Below are 21036 nucleotides of genomic sequence, written 5' to 3'. Positions count from 1 at the left end.
CTCGGGCTTTCCTCCGGGCGCTTCCCTTCGGTCTTGCGTTTCCGACTCTATCAGATCCTTTTCGATCCGATTCCCTGTCGGCGGGATTTGCCGTTCAGCCCCGGGCTTTCGCTCGTCGGCCTTTCGACATTCACTACGTTAGCCGATTCCCCGTCCAACTCATAATCGAGTCTGTCGGCGCCGAATTCAGGCATGCGAGCACGCCGAATTCGCCCCTGCTGAGGGGAGTCGCTAGGTAGTTGGTTTGGCCGCTTCCGGTTGCTGGCGAACGCCATACCCGGTTCAACGGCTCGGGCTACATTACGCACCTCGGCAGGGCGCGTCAACTTCGGCGGCGCCTCGGGACATGGGCTCGATACGGGCTCACCGTCGGGTCGTTGGCGACCCAGAAACGCCAGGGATGCACGGCCCCCTCGCCGCCGACTCCGGTCCGTGGTCCGTTGAGCACCTGGTCGGAGGGCACGGGCGTGCCGGTCAGCATGCGGAGCGGGGTGTCTTCGGAGGTGCACGCGTCCGTGCCGTCCAGGGAGCGGTCCACGTTCAGGGCGGTGGCCAGGCGGGCCGGGCCTTTGGCCAGTTCCTTGTCGTTGCGGGCCGAGAGCCGACGGGTGCGCGCCAGTTCGGCGCCCTCGATGATCTCGCCGGCGCGCAGCAGGACCGCGCTCGACTTGCCCTCCGGGCCGCAGACCAGGTTCATGCAGAACCACATGCCATAGGTGAAGTAGACGTACACGTGTCCGGGCGGACCGAACATGACGCCGTTGCGGGCCGTGCGACCGCGATAGGCGTGCGAGCCGGGGTCGTTCTCACCGTCGTAGGCCTCGACCTCGGTGAGGCGGAGCGCGATCGGACCGTCCGGGGTGCTGCGTACCAGGATGCGGCCGAGGAGGTCGGGGGCGACATCGAGAACGGGCCGGTCGAAGAACTCCCTGGACAGGGGCGTACGGTCAGGGGTCGCGATCATGCCGTCCGAGGGTACTGGAGATGAGGGGTGCCGCGGGGTGGCCGTCGGGCACCGGCCTTGCCAGGGTGGGGCGTGGAACCGGCCACGGCCGGATCGCGTTTGTATGGATCAAGGATCCACCCGTTGTGGGCGAGAGGGAGAGACATGGCGTTCAAGAAGCTGCTCGCGAGCCTGGGGGCCGGCGGGGCTTCGGTCGAGACGGTGCTGCACGAGGTCAACGTCGTCCCGGGCGGTGTCGTCCAGGGTGAGGTGCGGATCCAGGGCGGCTCCGTCAACCAGCAAATCGAGGGGCTCTCGGTCGGGCTGCAGGCCAAGGTCGAGGTGGAGAGCGGCGACCAGGAGTACAAGCAGGACATCGAGTTCACGAAGTCGCGGCTGGGCGGCGCGTTCGAGCTGCAGGCGGGCGCGGTGCACGCCGTGCAGTTCGGTCTGGAGATCCCGTGGGAGACGCCGATCACGACGATCGACGGCCAGGCCCTGCGCGGCATGAACATCGGGGTGTCGACCGAACTGGAGATCGCGCGGGCGGTGGACTCCGGTGACCTGGACCCCGTGAACGTGCACCCGCTGCCGGCGCAGAAGGCGATCCTCGACGCGTTCATCCAGCTGGGCTTCCGGTTCAAGAACGCGGACATGGAGCGGGGTGTGATCCGCGGTACGCGGCAGCGGCTGCCGTTCTACCAGGAGATCGAGTTCTACCCGCCGCAGCAGTACCGCGGGCTGAACCAGGTCGAGCTGAGCTTCGTGGCCGACCAGAACGCCATGGACGTGGTGCTGGAGATGGACAAGAAGCCCGGACTGTTCAGCGAGGGCAGCGACACCTTCCGGTCCTTCCAGGTAGGCCTCAACGACTACCAGGGGACCGACTGGACGGCGTATCTCAACCAGTGGCTGTCCGAGGTCGGCAGCAAGCGCAACTGGTTCTAGGCTCGGGGGCGACAGCAAGAAACGATCAGGAGGTACCGAGGTGACCGAGCTCAAGCGGCGGCCGCTCCCCCACGACTTCCATCCGCCCGTCGCGTCGTTCACGGTGACGAGCGAGGACATCGAGGAAGGCGCGACGCTCAAGGACGCTCAGGTCCACGCGGCCGGCAACACTTCGCCGCAGCTGCGGTGGGAGGGTTTCCCGCCCGAGACCAAGAGCTTCGCCGTGACCTGCTACGACCCCGACGCCCCGACGGGCAGCGGTTTCTGGCACTGGGTGCTGTTCGACATCCCGGCGTCGGTGACCGAGCTGCCGGTGGGTGCGGGCAGTGGCAAGTTCGAGGGTCTGCCGGAAGGTGCGGTCCACGCGCGCAACGACTACGGCGGCAAGGAGTTCGGCGGGGCCGCGCCGCCTCCTGGGGACGGTCCGCACCGCTACGTGTTCACGGTCTACGCCGTGGATGAGGAGAAGCTCGGCCCGGACGCGGACGCGTCGCCCGCCGTGGTCGGCTTCAACCTGCGGTTCCACACGATCGGGCGGGCCCAGCTGATCGGTGAGTACGAGGTGCCCGCCGAGGGCTGAGCAAGCCGCCTGGAATCCCGGCGTTCATGGAACGTTTGCCCGCTCCTGGTCTTGGAATTGATCAGGAGCGGGCATTTTTGTTGCCGGGGGTCGCGGGGGTCACCCCCCGTGAGAGCAGCAGATATTGCGTTGTCCATCTCGGCGTGCCCGGCCAGAGTTGATCCCAGCCCGCCAGGGGGTGGGCCGGTGCACGGGAGGTGGGCTGGTATGCGGGACACGCTGGTACTGAACGCGAGCTTCGAGCCGCTGTCGACGGTGACGTTGAACCGAGCCGTCGTTCTGGTGCTTCAGGACAAGGCCGTCGTCGAGCAGGCCCACCCCGAACTGCGGATGCGGGGAGCCGCGGTCGACATACCGGCGCCCCGGGTGATCAGGCTCTGCCAGTACGTACGGGTGCCTTTCCGAAGACGAGCGCCGTGGTCGAGGCGGGGTGTGCTGGTCAGGGACCGGCACAGGTGCGCGTACTGCGGGAGGCGGGCGACGACCGTGGACCACGTGGTGCCGCGGTCGCAGGGAGGTCAGGACACGTGGCTGAACACGGTGGCCTCGTGTGCGCAGGACAATCACCGGAAGGCGAATCGCACTCCGGTCGAGGCGGGTATGCCGCTGCTCCGGGAGCCGTTCGAGCCGACGCCGGCGGATGCGATGCTCTTGGCTCTGGCGCAGGATGACCTTGCGGCGCTGCCGGATTGGCTGGCGCTGGACGCGGCGTGAGTAGTCGTCGCGGGGCCGTGGTGGTTCGTCGACTGCGGGTTGAGTGTGGTTGTTCGCGCAGTTCCCCGCGCCCCTGAAGAGAAGGGGGTTGCGGGGAACGTTGCGTTGGGGGTGCTGTCAGTCGATCGACGGCTTTTCGCGGCGTTCCTGGGCCGGGACACCGGCTCCGGTCGCGCCGCCGTTGCCGCCGGAACCGCCGCCGAGGCCGCCGAAGTTGCCCATGGCGCCGGAGAGGCCCTTGAGGGCGTCGCCGATCTCGCTGGGGACGATCCAGAGCTTGTTGGCGTCGCCCTCGGCGATCTTGGGGAGCATCTGGAGGTACTGGTAGGAGAGGAGCTTCTGGTCCGGGTCGCCGGCGTGGATGGCCTCGAAGACGGTGCGGACGGCCTGGGCCTCGCCCTCGGCGCGCAGGGCGGCGGCCTTGGCCTCACCTTCGGCGCGCAGGATCTGGGACTGCTTCTCACCCTCGGCGCGCAGGATCTCGGACTGCCGGACACCTTCGGCCTGGAGGATTGCGGCGCGCTTGTCGCGGTCGGCGCGCATCTGCTTCTCCATCGAGTCCTGGATGGAGGTGGGCGGTTCGATCGCCTTGAGCTCGACGCGGTTGACGCGGATGCCCCACTTGCCGGTGGCCTCGTCCAGGACGCCGCGCAGGGCCGCGTTGATCTCCTCGCGGGAGGTGAGGGTCCGCTCCAGGTCCATGCCGCCGATGATGTTGCGGAGCGTGGTGACGGTGAGCTGCTCGATCGCCTGGATGTAGCTGGCGACTTCGTAGGTCGCGGCCCGGGCGTCGGTGACCTGGTAGTAGATGACGGTGTCGATGTTCACGACCAGGTTGTCCTGGGTGATCACCGGCTGCGGTGGGAAGGGCACGACCTGTTCGCGCAGGTCGATGCGGTTGCGGATGGTGTCGATGAACGGGACGACGATGTTGAGGCCCGCGTTGAGTGTCCGCGTGTAGCGCCCGAAGCGCTCGACGATGGCCGCGCTGGCCTGTGGGATGACTTGGATCGTCTTGATCAGGGCGATGAAGACCAACACCACCAGAATGATCAGGACGATGATGACCGGTTCCATCGTCGTTCCCCGTGTCCCTTCTCCGCTTCGGCGTCTTCGGCAGATCTTATGGTTGTCGAAGATCTTGCTGGTCGAGTCTGACAGACCGTCGCGTGGCTGGCGAGGAGTTCCGCTCCCATTACGTCGCGCGAGGTCACATGACGATCGCGGTGGCTCCTTCGATGTCCACGACATCCACTTCCTGGCCCACTTCGTAAGCGTGGCCGGTGTCGAGAGCGCGGGCCGACCAGACCTCTCCGGCGAGTTTGATCCGGCCGCCGGAGCCGTCGACGCGTTCCAGGACGACGGCTTGTCTGCCCTTCAACGCGTCCACGCCGGTGGCGAATTGGGGTCGCTGGGCGCGGTGCCGGTTCGCGATGGGCCGTACCACGGCGATGCCCGCGGTCGAGATGACGGCGAAGACCGCGACCTGGGCGACGGCTCCGCCGCCGAAGACGCCGGTGACCACCGCCGCGGCGATGGCGCCCACCGCCAGCATGCCCAGTTCGGGCATGGCGGTCACCACGAGCGCGATGCCGAGCGCTGCCGCGCCGATCAGCCACCACAGCCATGCGTCGATGTCCACATGGTCATGGTAGGTCCGCGGGCCCTGTCGACGACAGGGCGCCCGTGGTGTGAAATCCCGTTCTTACCCCGGGAATTGCGGGTTGCCGGGCCGGGTCAGGAGAGCGGGAGGCCCTGGGCGGTCCAGCGCTCGCCCGACTGTTCGACGACGAGCGGGAGGCCGAAGCAGAGGGAGAGGTTGCGGGAGGTGAGTTCGAGCTCCAGCGGGCCTGCGGCGAGGACCTTGCCCTGGCGGATCATGAGGACGTGGGTGAAGCCCGGGGGGATCTCCTCGACGTGGTGGGTGACCATGAGCATCGAGGGGGCGATCGGGTCGAGGGCGAGGCGGCCGAGGCGGCGGACCAGGTCCTCGCGGCCGCCGAGGTCGAGGCCGGCGGCGGGCTCGTCGAGCAGGAGCAGCTCGGGGTCGGTCATCAGGGCGCGGGCGATCAGAGTGCGCTTGCGCTCGCCCTCGGAGAGCGTGCCGAACCTGCGGTCCAGGTACTCGCTCATGCCGAGGCGGTCGAGGAAGGCGCGGGCGCGCTGCTCGTCGATCTCCTCGTAGTCCTCGTGCCAGGTGGCGGTCATGCCGTACGCGGCGGTCAGGACCGTCTCCAGGACCGTCTGGCGCTTGGGGAGCTTCTCGGTCATGGCGATGCCGGCCATGCCGATGCGGGGGCGCAGCTCGAAGACGTCGGTGCCGGGCTTGCCGAGGGTCTCGCCGAGGATGGCGGTGGTGCCCGAGCTGGGGAAGAGGTAGGTGGAAGCGAGGTTGAGGAGGGTGGTCTTGCCGGCGCCGTTCGGGCCGAGGATGACCCAGCGCTCGCCCTCCTTGACCGACCAGGAGACCTGGTCCACCAGAGCCCGGCCCTCACGGACCACGGATACGTCCTGAAGCTCCAGAACATCGCTCATGAGCGCGTTGTCTCCCCTTGCAGTGTGGCCGGTCTCGGCTGTCGCGTAAGCCTGTGGCTCGGTCCGCCGCGCCGGTGGGCGCAGCCCTCCATGAAATCTACGCCACCGGTCGGCCGGGGCATTCCCTCGGTCCGGTCCTTGGAGGGACCTAGGGTGGAAGCATGCTCTCGGAACCACGCGCTGGACGTCTCGCAGCTTGGGGAAATGCACTTTTGGCCGGACTTGTCTCGCCGGACGACGCCGTTCTTGCCATCGTCGGCGAGGACGCGGTGCACCGGGTGGAGGGGCTGCCGGGTGAGTCGGGGCAGGTCGGGCTGACACTCGCGCTCGGGCGGTTGCGGACGCTCGGGGTGAGCGGGCTGCGGGTGGCGTTGCCCGCGCCGGGGCATCCGCTGGGGCTGAGCGGGCCGCCGGAGTTCAACGCGCGGGCCCTGGAGGCCGAGGAGGCGGTGGTCTGTCACGGGGCCGCGTACGGCCTGGTGCCGGACGTGTACGAGGCCGGGCCTGTGGGCGTGCAGGTCGAGGTGGTGTGGCATGTGCTGCCCGTACGGGAGGCGCCGCCCGCGGATGTGCCGTCGCTGAGTGAGGCGGAGCGGGAACTGGCGGAGGCCCTGCGGGAGGCCACCGAGGCGTTGACCCGGCTGGATGTGGCCGGGTCGGGACCGGTGGCGGAGGCGGCGATCGATGCGTACCGGGCGCGGGCCGAGCGGGGGCGGGAGATGCTGGCCCCGGGGTATCCGTCGCGGGCGGTCCGGGTGCTGGAGCTGGCGCAGCGGGTGGGGACGCTGATCGCCGTGGCGACGGAGAGTGGGCACGGGGGTGCGGTGAGTTCGTCCGAGATCTCCGCGCGGCGCGAGGCGTTGCGGCCGGTGGAGCGGACGGCTCGGCGGGCGCAGGTCGCGGCGTACAACTCCGTTGTGGAGGAGCGGGAGCGGGGGGTGCGGTGAGGGTTTGGGCCGGGTTTCGCAGCGGGGGTGCCCGGCGTTGGTGCTGAGGCAGGGTGGGTCCGCAGCCCGGCGTAGCGGGGTGCCTCCCCCAAGCTCTCGGCTTCGCTCGAGCAGAGGGGGAACCCCCACGCCCACCCGTGCCGCCCCTAGCGCACGCATGCCCGCAGCTGGGGCGGCTGGGCGGCGCGCGTGGACGTAGCAATGCCGAACGGCCTCCCGGTGGGGGCCGGGAGGCCGTTGTCACCTCCGGCTCGGAGACGGAGGTGGTGTGTCAGTGGTTGACGGCGAGGTTGCCGAAGGCCGGGTTCAGGATGCCCACGACGTTCACGCTGTTGCCGGACACGTTGACCGGGACGTGCACCGGGGCCTGGACGACGTTGCCCGAGCCGACGCCCGGGGAGCCCACGGCCTGGCCGTCGGCGTGCGCGCTGGTGGCGGAGGCCATGCCCGCGCCGGCAGCGAGCAGGCCACCCGTCACCATCGTCACGGCCGCTGCCTTCTTCAGGTTCTTCACTTCTGAGCCCTCCTAGCGATTGCCGCGGCAGGCGCCGCAGCACGTACTGGAGAACGGCGGAGATCCATCGAGGTTGCGCCATCCGGGGGACGTTCCCACGACAGTATGAATCTCGGTCCGGAACGCAACCTTCCGTGTTGCCGTGGGATGAGCGTCAGCCGGTCACGCCATGGCGAACGGCCCACAGGGCGGCCTGCGTTCGGTCGGACAGGTCGAGTTTCATCAGGATGTTCGACACGTGGGTCTTGACGGTCTTCTCGGACAGGACCAGGGCGCGGGCGATCTCCCGGTTGGAACGGCCGTCCGCTATGAGGCCGAGGACCTCGCGCTCCCGCTCGGTGAGCGAACCGGCCCTCGTGGTGCTCGTGTTGGTCTCCTCCTGCGCCAGCAGCGCGCCGGCGACCTCCGGCTGGAGGAGGATGTGCCCGGCGTGGACCGAGCGGATGGCTCCGGCGAGGGCGTCGGGGTCGACGTCCTTGTACACGTACCCTGCGGCGCCCGCGCGCAGGGCCGGGACCACCGTGCGCTGTTCGGTGAAGCTGGTGACGACCAGCACGCGTGCGGGGTTGTTCAGCTCGCGGAGTCTGCGCAGGGCGTCGACGCCGTCCATGCCCGGCATCTTGACGTCCATGAGGATGATGTCGGGCTTCAACTCCTCGGCGCGGTCCACCCCTTCGGCGCCGTCCGCCGCCTCTCCGACGACCTCGATGTCGTCCTGCACTTCGAGGAAGGTGCGCAGGCCCCGGCGGACGACCTGGTGGTCGTCGACGAGCAGCACCCTGATTGCGTCAGCCACCGGGGACCTCCATCTCGATCACGGTGCCCTTGCCGGGCGCCGATTCCACGGTCAACGTGCCGCCGGCACCGCTCGCCCGGTCCCGCATCGAGACCAGGCCGAGGTGGCGTCCCGCGCGGCGGACCGCGCTCGGGTCGAAGCCGCTGCCGTCGTCCGTGATCCGCAGGACGGCTCCGCTGCCGCGGCGGTCCAGGGTCACGTCGACGTGGTCGGCGCCGGAGTGGCGAAGGGCATTGTGCAGGGCTTCCTGGGCCACGCGCAGGAGGGCTTCCTCCTGGGAGGCGGGCAGGGCCTTCACCCCGTGACCGGCGAAGGTGACGCGGGCGCTGTGGGCCCGGTCCAGGACCTGGATCTGCGTGCGGAGGGTCGCGACGAGGCCGTCCTCGTCGAGGGCGGCGGGGCGCAACTCCACGACCGCCGCGCGCAGTTCGTCGGCGGCCTCGGCGGCCAAGGCGGCCACCTGCTGGAGTTCGCCCTTGGCGCGGGAGGGGTCGCGGTCCACCAGTCGGGCCGCGGCCTGGGCGGTCAGGCGCAGGGAGAACAGCTTCTGGCTGACCGCGTCGTGCAGTTCGTGGGCGAGGCGGGAGCGCTCCTCGGCGATGGTGAGTTCGCGGCTGCGTTCGTACAGGCGGGCATTGGTGAGGGCGATCGCGGCGTGCTGGGCGAGGATGCCGAGCAGTTCCTCGTCGTCCTCGGTGAAGCCGCAGCCGCCTTCGGGCCGCTCGCAGTTCTTGTTGGCCAGGAACAGCGCTCCGATGACCTCGTCGCCGTCACGGATCGGCAGGCCCAGGAAGTCGACCAGGTCGGGGTGGGCCTTCGGCCAGCCCTCGAAGCGGGGGTCCTTGCGGACGTCCGCGAGGCGCTCGGACCTGGCCTCGTGCAGCATCGCGGCGAGGATGCCGTGCTGGCGCGGGAGGGGGCCGATGGCCTTCCACTGCTCCTCGCTGACGCCGTCGACCACGAACTGGGCGAAGCCGCCGTGGTCGTCCGGAACGCCCAGGGCGGCGTACTGCGCGTCGAGCAGCTCGCGGGCCGAGGCGACGATCGTCTTGAGGACGTCGCGCACCTCGAGGTGCCTGCTCATGGCCAGCAACGCGGAACTCACCGCTGCGAGGCCGGACCGGGGGCCGTGACTCATGACCTCACGGTACCGGCGGGCTGTGACAGCGGGGATCGGGCCGGTGGCGGCGGGGCGCCCGGTCGGTGGGCCTAGGTCGCGGGGCCCAGGTCGTGTCCGCAAAGTCCCGTCGTTCGCCCTGGAGGGCGGGCCCCGCGGCATCTGGTGCGTGCTCTCGGCGTGCCGGGCGGAGTCCCACGTACTGGACGTACCTGGGGCTTCGTCCGGTGCGGCGAGTGGGGGTACCCCCGCTCGAAGAGCTCGGGGGAGCGTGCCAGGCGTCGCGGGACAAGCGGGACTTTGCGGACACCTCCTAGAGGCCGGACTCCGAGGTCCGGGTCCCAGGGCGCCGGGCCCGCGGCGTAGGGCGAAGGGACCCGGTGGAGTACGGCCCGCGTCCGAGGCGGTCCGGGCGGCCCGTTCCTAGGTTGAGGGCACGCGATCACGACGAGGGAGCTGATCATGCCGGTAGCGATCATCACCGGGGCCTCGAAGGGCCTGGGCCGTGCCCTGGCCGAGGCCCTGGCCGGGCGGGGCTGGGACCTGGTGCTCGACGCCAGGGGTGCCGAGGCGCTGGCGGACACCGCCGGAGCCGTCTCCGCGCACGGCACGCGGGTGACCGCCCTGCCCGGGGACGTCACGGACGCCGCTCACCGGGCGGAGCTGGTGGCGGCGGCCTGGCGGCTGGGCGGCGTCGACCTGCTCGTGCACAACGCGAGCGCGCTGGGTGCCGAGCCGCTGGTCAGGCTGGCGGAGCTGCCCCTGGAGGGGCTGCGCCGGGCGCTGGAGGTGAACCTGGTCGCGGGGCTGGGCCTGGTTCGGGAGGCGCTGCCGCTGCTGCGGGCCGCGCGGGCCGGCGCCGTGATCGCCGTGAGCTCGGACGCGGCCGCCGAGGCGTACGAGACCTGGGGCGGATATGGGGCGTCCAAGGCGGCCCTGGACCATCTGATGGCCGTGCTCGCCGTGGAGGAGCCGGAGCTGCGGGTCTGGGCGGTGGATCCCGGGGACATGGCCACGGATCTGTACGCGGCGGCCGTACCGGACGATTGGGAGCCGCGGCCCGAGCCGGCGGCGGTGGCGCCGGCGTTCCTTCGGCTGCTGGACGAGCGTCCGGCGAGCGGGCGTTACGGGGCTCCGGCGCTGCTGGACGAGGCCCGATGACACTGAGGGTGCGGGTGCCGGAGGAACTGTCGGCGCGGGTGCCGGTCGAGCAGCGGGGCCCGGGGCTGGAGCGGGACGCCGTACGGATGCTGGTGTCGCGGGGTGCCGAGGTGGCGCATCACACGTTCACGGAGCTGCCGCGGCTGCTGCGGGCCGGGGATCTGCTCGTGGTCAACACCTCGGCGACGCTGGCGGCGGCCGTGGACGGATGGTCCGGCCACACGCGCGTGGTGGTGCATTTCTCCACCCGGGGGGACGACGGCCGCTGGGCGGTGGAGCTGCGGGAGCCCGACGGGCGGGGCACCACGCGCGCGCGTGCGGGTGGGCCCGCGGGCAGGGTGGTGTGCCTGCCGGGGGGTGTGTGGCTGGTCCTGGAGGAGCCGCTGAGCGGGGGGAGCGAGCGGCTGTGGTGGGCGCGGGTCTCCGGGGCCGGGGTGCCGGGGCTGCTGCGGGAGTACGGGCGGCCCGTTCGCTACGCCTACACGGAGCGCGACCAGCCTCTTTCCGTCTACCAGACGGTGTTCGCGCTGCCGTCGGCGGACGGGACGGGCAGCGCGGAGATGCCGAGCGCGGCGCGGCCCTTCACGGCGCGGATGGTGGCGGAGCTGGTGAGCCGGGGGGTGCAGTTCGCGCCGGTCACCCTGCACACGGGGGTGGCCTCGGCGGAGGCGCACGAGCCGCCCTACCCGGAGCGGTTCGCGGTGCCCGAGGCGTCCGCGCGCCTGATCAACGCCGCGAGGGCCGGTGGGGGCCGGGTGGTGGCGGTGGGGACGACCGCGGTGCGGGCGGTGGAGTCGGCGGTGGGCACGGACGGGGCCGTACGCGCGCGTGCGGGGTGGACGGATCTCGTCGTGACGCCGGAGCGCGGGGTGCGGGTGGTGGACGGGCTGCTGACCGGGCTGCACGAGCCGCAGGCCTCGCATCTGCTGATGCTGGAGGCGGTCGCGGGGCGGGTGGCGATCGAGCGGGGATACGAGGCCGCGCTGCAAGGCCGCTATCTGTGGCACAAGTTCGGGGACGTGCACCTCGTGCTGCCCTGAAAGGGCCTCACACAGAGCATCGCTTGTGCAACGCGTGGTGAGACCGATCTAGGGGCGATGTGAGCCCTCGCATAGGACCCACGTCACGTACGAAAGTGCGTAGGAGACAAAGCCCCACCTTTTGAGCGGCGCGGATGGTCCAATCTGCCCCGATTTGACCCTCCCTGATCCACTATCTCCTTTCGTACGTCACACCTTTGCCACGCCATTTTGCGGCCGCTAAGAATTGCTGACGTCGCTCAGCGCCGTGGGTTCACCTCCGCGGCGTTTGTGTCGGAAACACACCGAGTCCAACGCCGGACGCCGAGCGACTCCCGCGCTATTCGAAGAGGTCCACGCAGCATGCCCAAGAACATCTTCAGCCGTGTTCAGAGTCGTAGCCTGACCCGTCACCACAAGATCGCCATGGCGGGTGTCGCCACCCTCGGTGCCGCCGCCATCGGGTTCTCCGCGGTGCCGAGCGGTGCCTCGACCAAGACCACGACCGAGGCCGCTCAGCCGGCTGCGGTGGCGTACAGCAACCAGCAGATCAAGGACGTCAAGGCGAGCGTCACGGACCAGATGGCCGGCGCCACCCTGAAGGCCGAGCAGATCGCGGCGAAGAAGAAGGCCGACGCCGCGGCCGCCGCCAAGAAGAAGGCCGCCGCCGAGGCGGCGAAGAAGAAGGCCGAGGCCGCGCGCCAGGCCAAGGAGGCCGCGAGCCGCGCCGCCAAGCGCGCCGAGGCCAAGAAGGCCGCCGTCAAGACCTACCCGAACAACCTCGACGGCTGGATCCGCGAGTCGCTCGCCATCCTGAAGAAGCACGACATCCCGGCGTCCTACGACGGCATCCACCGCAACATCATCCGGGAGTCCTCGGGTAACCCGAAGGCGATCAACAACTGGGACATCAACGCCATCAACGGCATCCCGTCGAAGGGTCTGCTCCAGGTCATCCCGCCGACCTTCAAGGCGTACCACGTCCCCGGCACCTCGTGGGACATCTACAACCCGGTCGCCAACATCACCGCCGCCTGCAACTACGCGGCCGACAAGTACGGCTCGATGGACAACGTCAACAGCGCGTACTGAGGTCGGCGCGGACCTCTCTGCTTCGCTGAACGGAACGCCGAAGGGCGGCACCCACCTGACGGGGTGCCGCCCTTCGGGCATCGCGGAGCGGGGACTACTTGCGCATGACCTCCGGCTCGTGGCGGCGCAGGAAGCGGGCCACGAAGAAGCCGCAGATCACGCCGAGGACGAGGAGGGCGCCCATGTCCATGGCCCAGACCCCTGCCGTGTGCTCCCACAGCGGGTCGTTGTCGCCGGCCGTCTCGGGCGGGCTGATCTTGTTGAAGTCCAGCGTGGCGCCGGAGGCGGCGACCGCCCAGCGCGACGGCATCAGGAACGAGAACTGGTTGACGCCGATCGAGCCGTGCAGCGTGAACAGGCAGCCGGTGAAGACGACCTGGATGATGGCGAACATCACCAGCAGCGGCATGGTCTTCTCGGCGGTCTTCACCAGCGAGGAGATGATCAGGCCGAACATCATCGAGGTGAAGCCCAGCGCCATGATCGGCACGGAGAGCTCCAGCAGCGTGGCACTGCCGAAGACCAGGCCCTCCTCGGGGATCTCCCGGCTGGAGAAGCCGATCACGCCGACCAGCAGGCCCTGGAGCACGGTGATCATGCCGAGCACGAACACCTTGGACATCAGGTACGCCGAGCGCGAGAGGCCGGTCGCGCGCTCCCGCTCGTAGATGACCCGTTCCTTGATCAGCTCTCGGACCGAGTTCGCCGCACCGGCGAAGCAGGCGCCGACCGCGAGGATCAGCAGGACGGTGGTCGCCGTGCCGTTCGGGATGATCCGGCCGGTCTGCGGGTTGGCCGGGTTCGGCAGCAGACCCCGGTCGGCGTCGATGAGCAGACTGACCGCGCCGAGCACGGCCGGGAGGATCACCATCAGGGCGAGGAAGCCCTTGTCGGAGACGATCACCGAGACGTAGCGCCGAACAAGCGTGACGAACTGGGACATCCAGCCCTGAGGCTTCGGCGGCTTCATCGCCTGCATCGGCGGAACCTGTACGGACTGCGGCGCAACGGCGTCGATGTCCGCGGCGTACATCTGGTAGTGCTGCGAGCCCTTCCAGCGACCCGCCCAGTCGTAGTCGCGGTAGTTCTCGAAGGCGGAGAAGACATCGGCCCAGGTGTCGTAGCCGAAGAAGTTCAGCGCCTCGTCGGGCGGACCGAAGTAGGCGACCGAGCCGCCCGGCGCCATCACCAGCAGCTTGTCGCAGATCGCCAGCTCGGCCACCGAGTGGGTGACGACCAGGACCGTACGGCCGTCGTCGGCCAGGCCCCGCAGCAGCTGCATGACGTCGCGGTCCATGCCCGGGTCGAGGCCGGAGGTCGGCTCGTCCAGGAAGATCAGCGACGGCTTGGTGAGCAGTTCCAGGGCGACCGAGACGCGCTTGCGCTGGCCGCCGGACAGGGACGTGACCTTCTTGTCCTTGTGGATGTCGAGCTTGAGCTCGCGCAGCACCTCGTCGATGCGGGCCTGGCGCTCGGCGGCCGTGGTGTCCGCCGGGAAGCGCAGTTTGGCCGCGTACTTGAGGGCCTTCTTGACGGTCAGCTCCTTGTGCAGGATGTCGTCCTGCGGGACCAGACCGATGCGCTGGCGCAGCTCGGCGAACTGCTTGTAGAGGTTCCGGTTGTCGTACAGCACCTCGCCCTGGTTGGCGGGGCGGTAGCCGGTGAGTGCCTTGAGCAGGGTCGACTTGCCGGAGCCGGACGGGCCGATGACCGCGATCAGCGACTTCTCCGGGACGCCGAAGGAGACGTCCTTGAGGATCTGCTTGCCGTTGTCGACCGTGACGGTCAGGTGACGTGCGGAGAAGGACACCTCACCGGTGTCGACGAACTCCTCGAGCCGGTCGCCGACGATGCGGAACGTCGAGTGGCCGACGCCGACGACATCGGCCGGGCCGAGCAGTTGCGAGCCGCCCTTGGCGATCGGCTGGCCGTTGACGTACGTGCCGTTGTGGGAGCCGAGGTCGCGGATCTCCATGCGCCCGTCGGGCGTCGCGTGGAACTCGGCGTGGTGCCGGGAGACCTGCAGGTCGGAGACGACCAGCTCGTTCTCCAGGGCACGGCCGATGCGCATCACGCGGCCGAGGGAGAACTGGTGGAACGTGGTCGGGCTGCGGTCTCCGTGGACCGGCGGAGCCCCCGCGGCACCGCCGGAACCCTGCTGCTGCGGAATGTGCGCGGCGGCCTGCTGCGGCTGCTGCCAGCCGGCCTGGGGGGCCTGCTGCTGCGGCGGCTGCTGGGCCGGAGCCTGCTGACCCCAGCCGGGGTTCGCGCCCTGCGCCGCGTACGGCTGCTGCTGAGGCTGGGCCTGCGGCGTGGCGACGGAGGCCGCGGCGCCGGACAGGTTCAGGCGCGGGCCGTCGGTCGCGTTGCCCAGGTTGACGGCCGAGCCGGCACCGAGCTCCATCTGATGGATGCGCTGGCCCTGCACGAATGTGCCGTTGGTGCTGCCATGGTCCTCGATGACCCAACTGCGGCCGTTGAAGCTGACCGTGGCGTGACGCCAGGAGACCCTGGCGTCGTCGAAGACGACGTCCCCCTGCGGATCACGTCCGAGGGTGTATGCCCTGGACGGATCGAGCGTCCAGGTACGTCCGTTTGATTCCAGTACGAGTTCCGGCACTCCATGCCCCACTGAGTTGTCCCCCGAGTTACCCCCGACATGGGGAGTCTAGGGATGTCGAACATCGGGGGGAACTATTTCAGTAGCGGCCCCCTGACCGAAAGTCGGGCCTTGTGAAGACCGCGTTCGGACGCATCGGCCGATTCCGTTGACGGGGTTGAAACCGGGCCGGAGAGTGGTATTTCGACGCGAGGGGGACATGCGTGGTGTTCCCGTCGCGCAGCGGATCGGGGGGTCTGCCATGAGTGCTGCCACAGGGGTCGAGACGGCGAAGGGTCATGCGCGCGTGCCGTGGGGGGACGTGCTGATGTCCGCCGTGGCCGCCGTGAGCTGGGCGTTGATCGGAATGGCGGGGACGGCGGCGCTGGGGCTGCGGCTGCTTCAGGCGGACACCACGGGGTCGTTGGGACCGATGACCGCGGCGGTGGTGGCCCTCGGGGCGGGTGGTTCGGTCACGCCGTCCGGGGATGTGTCGGTGTTCGGCCTGTCGGGCGCCGAGGCGGACGCGGCCATCGAGATCACGCCACTGGGGGTGAGCCTGGTCGGGGCGGTGCTGCTGTCGTGGTTCTTCCTGCGGTCCCTGCGGGAGGCGGGAGTTGTGATCGCACCGTCCGAACTGCTCGCGCGGGCGGGGTCGGTGGTGGTGCTGTTCGTGGCGATGCTGGGCGGGCTAGCGTGGGCGGGGCACGACGTCATCACGATCGACGGGGGGTCGCTGGGGCTGGACGACGTCACCGGTGGGAGCGGCAGCGTGGAGATCCCGGGGCTCGGGGACATCGGGGGGCTGCTGCCGGACCGGCTCGGCGACCTGGTCGACGCGCAGGCCGCGGTCGGGTTCACGGTGGACACCGCCCCGACGCTGCTCGGCGGGTCGGGCTGGTCGGCCGGGATCCTCCTCGTCGCGCTGCTGACCTCGCGCCGTACGCCGTTGCCGCGGGGCTGGGAGGCCGTGCACCGGGTCGTGCGGCCGGTCGTGTCCGCGGTGGTGACCGTGCTGCTGGTGGCGGTGGCGGCGGGATGCGCGGCGGCGGCGTACGCGGCGGTCGGCGACGACCATCCCCGGCGCATCGCGGGCGCGGCGCTGCTCGGGGCGCCGAACGGCGTGTGGCTGGGGGTGCCGCTCGGCCTGTTCGTGCCGTGGGACGGTGGCGCGACGGGTGAACCGACCCGATTCCTGCCCGACCCCCTGGACGAGATGCTCGGCGCTGGGTCCGACCGGTCGGTGACGTTGGGACGGCTGGCCGAACTGGACGGCCGGGTGTGGCTGCTGGGGGTGGCGGCGGCGCTGATGATGCTGCTGGCGGGCGTGCTGGCAGCGGTACGGACGCCGGTCGGGGTGGGGGACGGTGCCCTTCGTTTCGCGGGGCGGTGTGCGCTGGGGGTGGGTGTCGCGACCGCCCTCGCCCTGCCGCTGCTGGCCCGGCTCACGGACGTGTCCGTGACCGCGTCCCTGTCCGTGCTCGGCTTCGACGCCTTCGGCGCGGGCATCGAACTGCACGGCCGTCTCGGCATGGCCCTGCTGCTGGGCGGGGTGTGGGGCGCGGGGGCCGGAGCGGCCGGGGCGTTGCTCGCGTGGGGGTGCGGGGCAGCGGGGCGCAGGGCTGCGGCGTCGGCCCGGGGGGAGGGGGTGGCCGAGGTCGGTGAGGCAACGGGGTCGCTGGGCACCGTGTGGGCCGGGCCCGGGCAGCCCGGGGAGCGGGGCGCGTGGGTGCCGCGGGGTGCGGAGGCCGGGCCGTACGCGCCCGGAACGCCGTACCGGCCGCCCGATCCGGGCACCAACCCCTACCTCCGCGTGCCGCAGGAACTGCGCGAGCCGGAGGACGCACGGCCTCCCGGCGCGGAACACACCTCCGGCGCCGCACCCGGGCACGGGTACGACGCAGTCCTGGACGACGAGCCCCCCGCCCCGGGCGACGTCTACAGCGCCCCCACCGTCGTACGGCCGGTCGGGCCGCCCCCGCGCGGCCCGCGGCAGTCGCCCGGGCCGCGGAACGGGAACGGGCCGCCCGCCCGTCCGGAGGACGGCCCGCCGCCTCCCCCGCCACCCCCGCCACCCCCGCGGAAGCCGCGGGGCGGGAGGTGACCGGTGAAGGCGCCGGGCACCGTACCGGTACGCAGGATTCACGTCATCCACGCGCCATGCAGTGTTCGCTGTCCGCCAGACGGACCTCGGGGGTGACAGGTGCCGCGCGCCGGATACGGTGGAACCACCATGAGCGCTTCGCAGACCTCGTCTTCCGACGTCCCTGCCGACGTCCCCACCCTCCTTGTGAAGATCTTCGGCAAGGACAGGCCGGGCATCACCGCCGGCCTCTTCGACACCTTGGCCGCCTACTCCGTCGACGTAGTCGACATCGAGCAGGTCGTCACCCGTGGCCGGATGGTGCTGTGCGCGCTCGTGACCGAGCCGCCCCCGGGCGTCGAGGGAGATCTGCGGGCGACCGTCCACAGCTGGGCCGAGTCGATGAAGATGCAGGCGGAGATCATCTCCGGCCTCGGCGACAACCGGCCGCGCGGTCTGGGCCGCTCCCTCGTCACCGTCCTCGGGCACCCGCTCACCGCCGAGGCGACGGCCGCGATCGCCGCGCGGATCACGAAGACCGGCGGCAACATCGACCGTATCTTCCGGCTCGCCAAGTACCCCGTGACCGCCGTCGAGTTCGCCGTTTCCGGCGTGGAGACCGAACCGCTGCGCACCGCCCTGGTGACCGACGCCGCGCGGCTCGGTATCGACGTGGCGGTCGTCGCCGCCGGTCTGTACCGGCGCGCGCAGCGCCTGGTCGTCATGGACGTCGACTCGACGCTCATCCAGGACGAGGTCATCGAGCTGTTCGCCGCGCACGCCGGCTGCGAGGACAAGGTCGCCGAGGTGACGGCGGCCGCGATGCGCGGGGAGCTGGACTTCGAGCAGTCCCTGCACGCGCGCGTGGCACTGCTGGAAGGGCTGGACGCCTCGATCGTGGACAAGGTGCGCAGCGAGGTGCGGTTGACGCCGGGCGCCCGCACCCTGATCCGTACGCTGAAGCGGCTCGGCTACCAAGTCGGCGTCGTGTCGGGTGGGTTCACCCAGGTCACGGACGATCTGAAGGAGCGGCTCGGGCTGGACTTCGCCCACGCCAACACCTTGGAGATCGTCGACGGCAGGCTGACGGGCAAGGTCACCGGCGAGATCGTCGACCGTGCGGGCAAGGCCAGGCTGCTGCGCCGGTTCGCGGCGGAGGCGGGCGTGCCGCTGTCGCAGACGGTGGCGATCGGTGACGGCGCCAACGATCTGGACATGCTGAACGCGGCGGGTCTCGGTGTCGCCTTCAACGCCAAGCCGGTGGTGCGCGAGGCCGCGCACGCCGCGGTGAACTTCCCCTTCCTGGACACGGTCCTGTACCTGCTGGGCGTCACGCGTGAGGAAGTCGAGGCGGCGGACACCCTCGACATCGTCTGATCCGCCCGCTCCGCTTCGTCGGTCCGACCGAAAAGGCCAGGCGCCGCAACGTCGGTCCGACCAGTAGGGGCCCGGCGCCGCACTGGCGCCGGGCCCCTCTGTCACGAGGTCACGCGGAGGCCGTCACTCGGCCGGCGCCCAGTAGTCCTGCAGCGTGGCCACACCCGGCTCCAGGCTCTTCCACGAGCCGCCGAACGACAGCACGGCGAAGGCGGCGGCCGGGAACCCGCGGCGGGCCATGCGCTCCCTGGCCTCGTCCTCGCCCGAGCCCGCCAGGATGTCGGCGAGTCCCTGGATGCCCGGGTTGTGCCCGATCATGAGGACGTTCTGCGCGTCGTCGGAGGTCTCGTTGAGCAGGGCGATCAGCTCGCCCGGCGAGGCCTCGTAGATCCGCTCCTCGTAGACGGTTTTCGGCCGCTGCGGGAACTCCTGGACGGCGAGCTTCCATGTCTCCCGGGTCCGGACCGCGGTGGAGCACAGCGCCAGGTCGAAGGCGATACCGGTGTCGGTCAGCCTGCGCCCGGCCTCCGCCGCATCCATTCGGCCCCGGTCGGCGAGGGGACGCTCGTGATCGGTGACCTGTGGCCAGTCGGCTTTCGCATGGCGGAAGAGGACAATCCTGCGGGATTCTGCGACGCTCATGAGATCCAGCTTCGCACGAAACACGCCACCTGGCGCAGGGAGTTGACCACCGGCTTCGGCCGTGATCAGCGGGCTGTCAGCTGCTGGATACGCTCGAAGAGGTGGGTGATCACCGGCTCACCGGCGGCCGCGTGCGCGTCGGAGGGGTTCAGGATCAGGGCGAGCAGTGCGGAGAAGGCGAGCACGGGCAGGGCGAGAGCCCACCAGGGCAGCCGGCCGGCGGCACCGGCCCGGGTCGCCGGGTGGAGCCGGGTGTGCGTAGGGGCCGACATGGATGCCTCCGCTCTTCGAGTGGTCGGTGACCGTCTCGCGGTCACACACTTGAAGCTACGGAATCAGCGGCTGCCCACCCATCCGGTGATCCACCCACTTGACCCTGACCCTCACCCCCTAGGGGACTGGGGGGTTACCCCCACCCCGGGCCGCGCGGGCGCCGGTCATGGCGAGGCGAGGGTCGCGATGACGGCGATGACGATGAAGATCGCGAAGAAGGCGCCGAACACGAGCAGCATCTTCTTCTGACCGTGCTGGGGATTCGGGTCGAGCACTGGCATGGGGAAAGTGTCGCACCCCCGTGCAGCCGGAAGGCCCGGGGGGTCACTCCCTTCCCGGGGCATGGCTCAGCGTGCCGCCTCCTCCTCGACCGTGCGGTCACGGCCGGCCAGGAAGCCGACGACCATCTGCGGGATCATCAGGGCGCTCATCAGCGCGATCGGCAGGCCCCAGCCGCCGCTGTGCTGGTAGAGGACGCCCACCAGGAGCGGTCCGGGGATGGAGATCAGGTAGCCGGTGCTCTGTGCGAACGCCGACAGCTGGACCACGCCCGGGCCGGTCCTGGCCCGCATGCCGACCATGGTCAGGGCGAGCGGGAAGGCGCAGTTGGCGACGCCGAGCAGCAGGGCCCAGGCCCAGGCGCCGGCCGCGGGCGCGAGGTACAGCCCGGCATAGCCGGCGAGGCCGCACAGGCCCAGGGCGAGCACGATCGGGCCCTGGTGGGGCAGCCGGGTGGCCAGGCGGGGTATGACGAAGGCGAGGGGCACGCCCATCACCATGGTGACCGCCAGCAGCAGCCCCGCGGTGCCGGCGGGCACACCTGCGTCGCGGAAGATCTGCGCCATCCAGCCCATCGTGATGTAGGCGGCGGTGGCCTGGAGCCCGAAGAAGACGGCCAGGGCCCAGGCGGTCCGGCTCCGTGCCATGCGCAGCCGAGGCGCCTCCACGCGCGCGTGCTCCGTCGAAGCGGGAGCCGGGCCTCGCGTCGGTGCTGCCGTCGCCGCGGTCTTCTCCCCCGCCCCGGGCGGCGTGACGTGTCCCCGGGCGAAGGGCAGCCACGGCAGGACGGCCGCCGCGGCGAGTCCCGCCCACAGGGCCAGGCCGGTCTGCCAGCTGCCGCCGAGGGTGTCGGTCAGGGGCACCGTGACGGCGGCCGCGAGGGCCGTGCCGAGGGCGAGGGCCATCGAGTACAGGCCGGTCATGGAGCCGACGCGGTCGGGGAACCAGCGCTTGACGATGACCGGCATCAGGACGTTGCTGACCGCGATGCCCATGAGGGCCAGGGCGCTCCCGGCCAGGAAGCCGGGCGTGCCGCCCGCGAACGGGCGTATCAGCAGGCCGGTGGCGATGGCGGCCATGCCGGCGCACACCACCGCGCCGGACCCGAAGCGGCGGGCGAGCCGCGGGGCCATGACGCCGAAGACGGCGAAACACAGCGGCGGCACCGAGGTGAGCAGCCCGGCCACGCTGCCGCTCATGCCGAGCCCGTCGCGGACCTCTTCCAGGAGGGCGCCGAGGCTGGTGATGGCGGGACGGAGGTTCAGCGCGGACAGCACGATGCCGAGGACGAGCAGTCGCATCGTCCATGCGCGCGGGGAGGCGCCGCCCGGCGTCCCGGGCTCGTGCGCTGTCTGGCTGCGTACGGTCGGGGGTGTCGTCGTCCGGGTTTCCTCACGAGGCATGAGACCCATCATAG

Annotated in this window: 21 protein-coding genes; 9 read left to right on the top strand and 12 right to left on the bottom strand. The window is 70.7% G+C overall.

Annotated elements, in window-relative coordinates:
• Positions 1-322: 322 nt before the first annotated feature.
• Complete coding sequence (locus tag FDO69_RS11480) at positions 323-964, bottom strand: DNA-3-methyladenine glycosylase (protein ID WP_104779660.1); 642 nt, start codon at positions 962-964, stop codon at positions 323-325.
• Positions 965-1108: 144 nt separating this feature from the next.
• Between FDO69_RS11480 and FDO69_RS11475 the strand changes: the two genes are divergently transcribed.
• From FDO69_RS11475 to FDO69_RS11465, 3 genes are all read left to right on the top strand, one after another.
• Positions 1109-1891, top strand: coding sequence for a sporulation protein (locus FDO69_RS11475; protein ID WP_104779659.1), 783 nt, complete (start codon positions 1109-1111; stop codon positions 1889-1891).
• 40 nt (positions 1892-1931) lie between these two features.
• Positions 1932-2471 (top strand): YbhB/YbcL family Raf kinase inhibitor-like protein, encoded by a 540-nt coding sequence (locus tag FDO69_RS11470; protein WP_104779658.1) that lies wholly within the window; start codon positions 1932-1934, stop codon positions 2469-2471.
• 207 nt (positions 2472-2678) lie between these two features.
• Positions 2679-3185, top strand: a complete 507-nt coding sequence (locus tag FDO69_RS11465; RefSeq protein WP_104779657.1) for an HNH endonuclease — start codon at positions 2679-2681, stop codon at positions 3183-3185.
• Positions 3186-3302: 117 nt separating this feature from the next.
• Here FDO69_RS11465 and FDO69_RS11460 read toward each other — a convergent pair whose 3' ends face one another.
• The 3 genes from FDO69_RS11460 to FDO69_RS11450 all read right to left on the bottom strand — a co-directional run bounded on the left by FDO69_RS11460 (position 3303) and on the right by FDO69_RS11450 (position 5720).
• Positions 3303-4262, bottom strand: a complete 960-nt coding sequence (locus FDO69_RS11460) for an SPFH domain-containing protein (protein ID WP_104779656.1) — start codon at positions 4260-4262, stop codon at positions 3303-3305.
• A 133-nt stretch (positions 4263-4395) separates the two neighbouring features.
• Positions 4396-4827, bottom strand: coding sequence for an NfeD family protein (locus tag FDO69_RS11455; protein ID WP_104779655.1), 432 nt, complete (start codon positions 4825-4827; stop codon positions 4396-4398).
• A gap of 95 nt (positions 4828-4922) precedes the next feature.
• Positions 4923-5720: an ABC transporter ATP-binding protein gene (locus FDO69_RS11450; RefSeq protein WP_104779654.1), complete on the bottom strand. Its 798-nt coding sequence runs from the start codon at positions 5718-5720 to the stop codon at positions 4923-4925.
• A 161-nt stretch (positions 5721-5881) separates the two neighbouring features.
• On the opposite strand from FDO69_RS11450, the gene FDO69_RS11445 reads away from it, so the two are divergent.
• Positions 5882-6667, top strand: a complete 786-nt coding sequence (locus FDO69_RS11445) for a hypothetical protein (protein ID WP_104779653.1) — start codon at positions 5882-5884, stop codon at positions 6665-6667.
• Between the two features lie 271 nt (positions 6668-6938).
• Here the strand turns inward: FDO69_RS11445 and FDO69_RS11440 are convergent, their stop codons facing one another.
• From FDO69_RS11440 to FDO69_RS11430, 3 genes are all read right to left on the bottom strand, one after another.
• Positions 6939-7181, bottom strand: a complete 243-nt coding sequence (locus tag FDO69_RS11440) for a chaplin (protein ID WP_030852293.1) — start codon at positions 7179-7181, stop codon at positions 6939-6941.
• Positions 7182-7335: 154 nt separating this feature from the next.
• Positions 7336-7977 (bottom strand): response regulator, encoded by a 642-nt coding sequence (locus tag FDO69_RS11435; RefSeq protein WP_104779652.1) that lies wholly within the window; start codon positions 7975-7977, stop codon positions 7336-7338.
• Positions 7970-9115, bottom strand: coding sequence for a GAF domain-containing sensor histidine kinase (locus FDO69_RS11430; RefSeq protein ID WP_104779651.1), 1146 nt, complete (start codon positions 9113-9115; stop codon positions 7970-7972). Before FDO69_RS11430 ends, FDO69_RS11435 begins: the two co-directional genes overlap by 8 nt.
• A 441-nt stretch (positions 9116-9556) precedes the next feature.
• On the opposite strand from FDO69_RS11430, the gene FDO69_RS11420 reads away from it, so the two are divergent.
• From FDO69_RS11420 to FDO69_RS11410, 3 genes are all read left to right on the top strand, one after another.
• Positions 9557-10255 carry an SDR family NAD(P)-dependent oxidoreductase gene (locus FDO69_RS11420; RefSeq protein WP_104779649.1) on the top strand — a complete coding sequence of 233 codons (699 nt, stop codon included), beginning with the start codon at positions 9557-9559 and terminating at the stop codon, positions 10253-10255.
• A complete protein-coding gene (locus tag FDO69_RS11415) occupies positions 10252-11295 on the top strand; it encodes an S-adenosylmethionine:tRNA ribosyltransferase-isomerase (protein ID WP_104779648.1) in 1044 nt (347 codons plus the stop codon). The genes FDO69_RS11420 and FDO69_RS11415 overlap by 4 nt, the downstream gene beginning before the upstream one ends.
• A 342-nt stretch (positions 11296-11637) precedes the next feature.
• A complete protein-coding gene (locus FDO69_RS11410) occupies positions 11638-12366 on the top strand; it encodes a transglycosylase SLT domain-containing protein (protein WP_104779647.1) in 729 nt (242 codons plus the stop codon).
• 94 nt (positions 12367-12460) lie between these two features.
• On the opposite strand, the gene FDO69_RS11405 is transcribed toward FDO69_RS11410, so the two are convergent.
• Positions 12461-14986, bottom strand: a complete 2526-nt coding sequence (locus FDO69_RS11405; protein ID WP_170320866.1) for an ABC transporter ATP-binding protein/permease — start codon at positions 14984-14986, stop codon at positions 12461-12463.
• Between the two features lie 241 nt (positions 14987-15227).
• Here FDO69_RS11405 and FDO69_RS11400 point away from each other — a divergent pair, with 241 nt between their 5' ends.
• Together FDO69_RS11400 and serB are read left to right on the top strand one after the other, a co-directional pair.
• On the top strand, positions 15228-17069 hold the full coding sequence (locus FDO69_RS11400; RefSeq protein ID WP_167526570.1) for a streptophobe family protein: 1842 nt from the start codon (positions 15228-15230) through the stop codon (positions 17067-17069).
• 129 nt (positions 17070-17198) lie between these two features.
• A complete protein-coding gene (serB, locus tag FDO69_RS11395) occupies positions 17199-18425 on the top strand; it encodes a phosphoserine phosphatase SerB (protein ID WP_104779644.1) in 1227 nt (408 codons plus the stop codon).
• 123 nt (positions 18426-18548) lie between these two features.
• Here the strand turns inward: serB and FDO69_RS11390 are convergent, their stop codons facing one another.
• The 4 genes from FDO69_RS11390 to FDO69_RS11375 all read right to left on the bottom strand — a co-directional run bounded on the left by FDO69_RS11390 (position 18549) and on the right by FDO69_RS11375 (position 21031).
• Positions 18549-19067: a SixA phosphatase family protein gene (locus FDO69_RS11390; RefSeq protein WP_104779643.1), complete on the bottom strand. Its 519-nt coding sequence runs from the start codon at positions 19065-19067 to the stop codon at positions 18549-18551.
• Between the two features lie 65 nt (positions 19068-19132).
• Positions 19133-19339: a hypothetical protein gene (locus tag FDO69_RS11385; protein ID WP_104779642.1), complete on the bottom strand. Its 207-nt coding sequence runs from the start codon at positions 19337-19339 to the stop codon at positions 19133-19135.
• Between the two features lie 165 nt (positions 19340-19504).
• Complete coding sequence (locus tag FDO69_RS42675; RefSeq protein ID WP_104779641.1) at positions 19505-19621, bottom strand: SGM_5486 family transporter-associated protein; 117 nt, start codon at positions 19619-19621, stop codon at positions 19505-19507.
• 66 nt (positions 19622-19687) lie between these two features.
• Complete coding sequence (locus FDO69_RS11375) at positions 19688-21031, bottom strand: CynX/NimT family MFS transporter (RefSeq protein WP_420878499.1); 1344 nt, start codon at positions 21029-21031, stop codon at positions 19688-19690.
• Positions 21032-21036: the final 5 nt, after the last annotated feature.

This window comes from Streptomyces tibetensis (assembly GCF_007655005.1).
Lineage (GTDB): Bacteria > Actinomycetota > Actinomycetes > Streptomycetales > Streptomycetaceae > Streptomyces > Streptomyces tibetensis.
Note: the sequence above shows the minus strand (reverse complement) of the source record. Positions and strands in the feature narration are given on the sequence as shown.

What these genes read in the sequence shown, in the direction of transcription:
- FDO69_RS11480 (WP_104779660.1), bottom strand. Translation starts at nt 964, where the DNA reads ATGATCGCGACCCCTGACCGTACGCCCCTGTCCAGGGAGTTCTTCGAC.
- FDO69_RS11475 (WP_104779659.1), top strand. Translation starts at nt 1,109, where the DNA reads ATGGCGTTCAAGAAGCTGCTCGCGAGCCTGGGGGCCGGCGGGGCTTCG.
- FDO69_RS11465 (WP_104779657.1), top strand. Translation starts at nt 2,679, where the DNA reads ATGCGGGACACGCTGGTACTGAACGCGAGCTTCGAGCCGCTGTCGACG.
- FDO69_RS11460 (WP_104779656.1), bottom strand. Translation starts at nt 4,262, where the DNA reads ATGGAACCGGTCATCATCGTCCTGATCATTCTGGTGGTGTTGGTCTTC.
- FDO69_RS11450 (WP_104779654.1), bottom strand. Translation starts at nt 5,720, where the DNA reads ATGAGCGATGTTCTGGAGCTTCAGGACGTATCCGTGGTCCGTGAGGGC.
- FDO69_RS11445 (WP_104779653.1), top strand. Translation starts at nt 5,882, where the DNA reads ATGCTCTCGGAACCACGCGCTGGACGTCTCGCAGCTTGGGGAAATGCA.
- FDO69_RS11430 (WP_104779651.1), bottom strand. Translation starts at nt 9,115, where the DNA reads ATGAGTCACGGCCCCCGGTCCGGCCTCGCAGCGGTGAGTTCCGCGTTG.
- FDO69_RS11420 (WP_104779649.1), top strand. Translation starts at nt 9,557, where the DNA reads ATGCCGGTAGCGATCATCACCGGGGCCTCGAAGGGCCTGGGCCGTGCC.
- FDO69_RS11415 (WP_104779648.1), top strand. Translation starts at nt 10,252, where the DNA reads ATGACACTGAGGGTGCGGGTGCCGGAGGAACTGTCGGCGCGGGTGCCG.
- FDO69_RS11410 (WP_104779647.1), top strand. Translation starts at nt 11,638, where the DNA reads ATGCCCAAGAACATCTTCAGCCGTGTTCAGAGTCGTAGCCTGACCCGT.
- FDO69_RS11400 (WP_167526570.1), top strand. Translation starts at nt 15,228, where the DNA reads ATGAGTGCTGCCACAGGGGTCGAGACGGCGAAGGGTCATGCGCGCGTG.
- serB (WP_104779644.1), top strand. Translation starts at nt 17,199, where the DNA reads ATGAGCGCTTCGCAGACCTCGTCTTCCGACGTCCCTGCCGACGTCCCC.
- FDO69_RS11390 (WP_104779643.1), bottom strand. Translation starts at nt 19,067, where the DNA reads ATGAGCGTCGCAGAATCCCGCAGGATTGTCCTCTTCCGCCATGCGAAA.
- FDO69_RS11385 (WP_104779642.1), bottom strand. Translation starts at nt 19,339, where the DNA reads ATGTCGGCCCCTACGCACACCCGGCTCCACCCGGCGACCCGGGCCGGT.
- FDO69_RS42675 (WP_104779641.1), bottom strand. Translation starts at nt 19,621, where the DNA reads ATGCCAGTGCTCGACCCGAATCCCCAGCACGGTCAGAAGAAGATGCTG.
- FDO69_RS11375 (WP_420878499.1), bottom strand. Translation starts at nt 21,031, where the DNA reads ATGGGTCTCATGCCTCGTGAGGAAACCCGGACGACGACACCCCCGACC.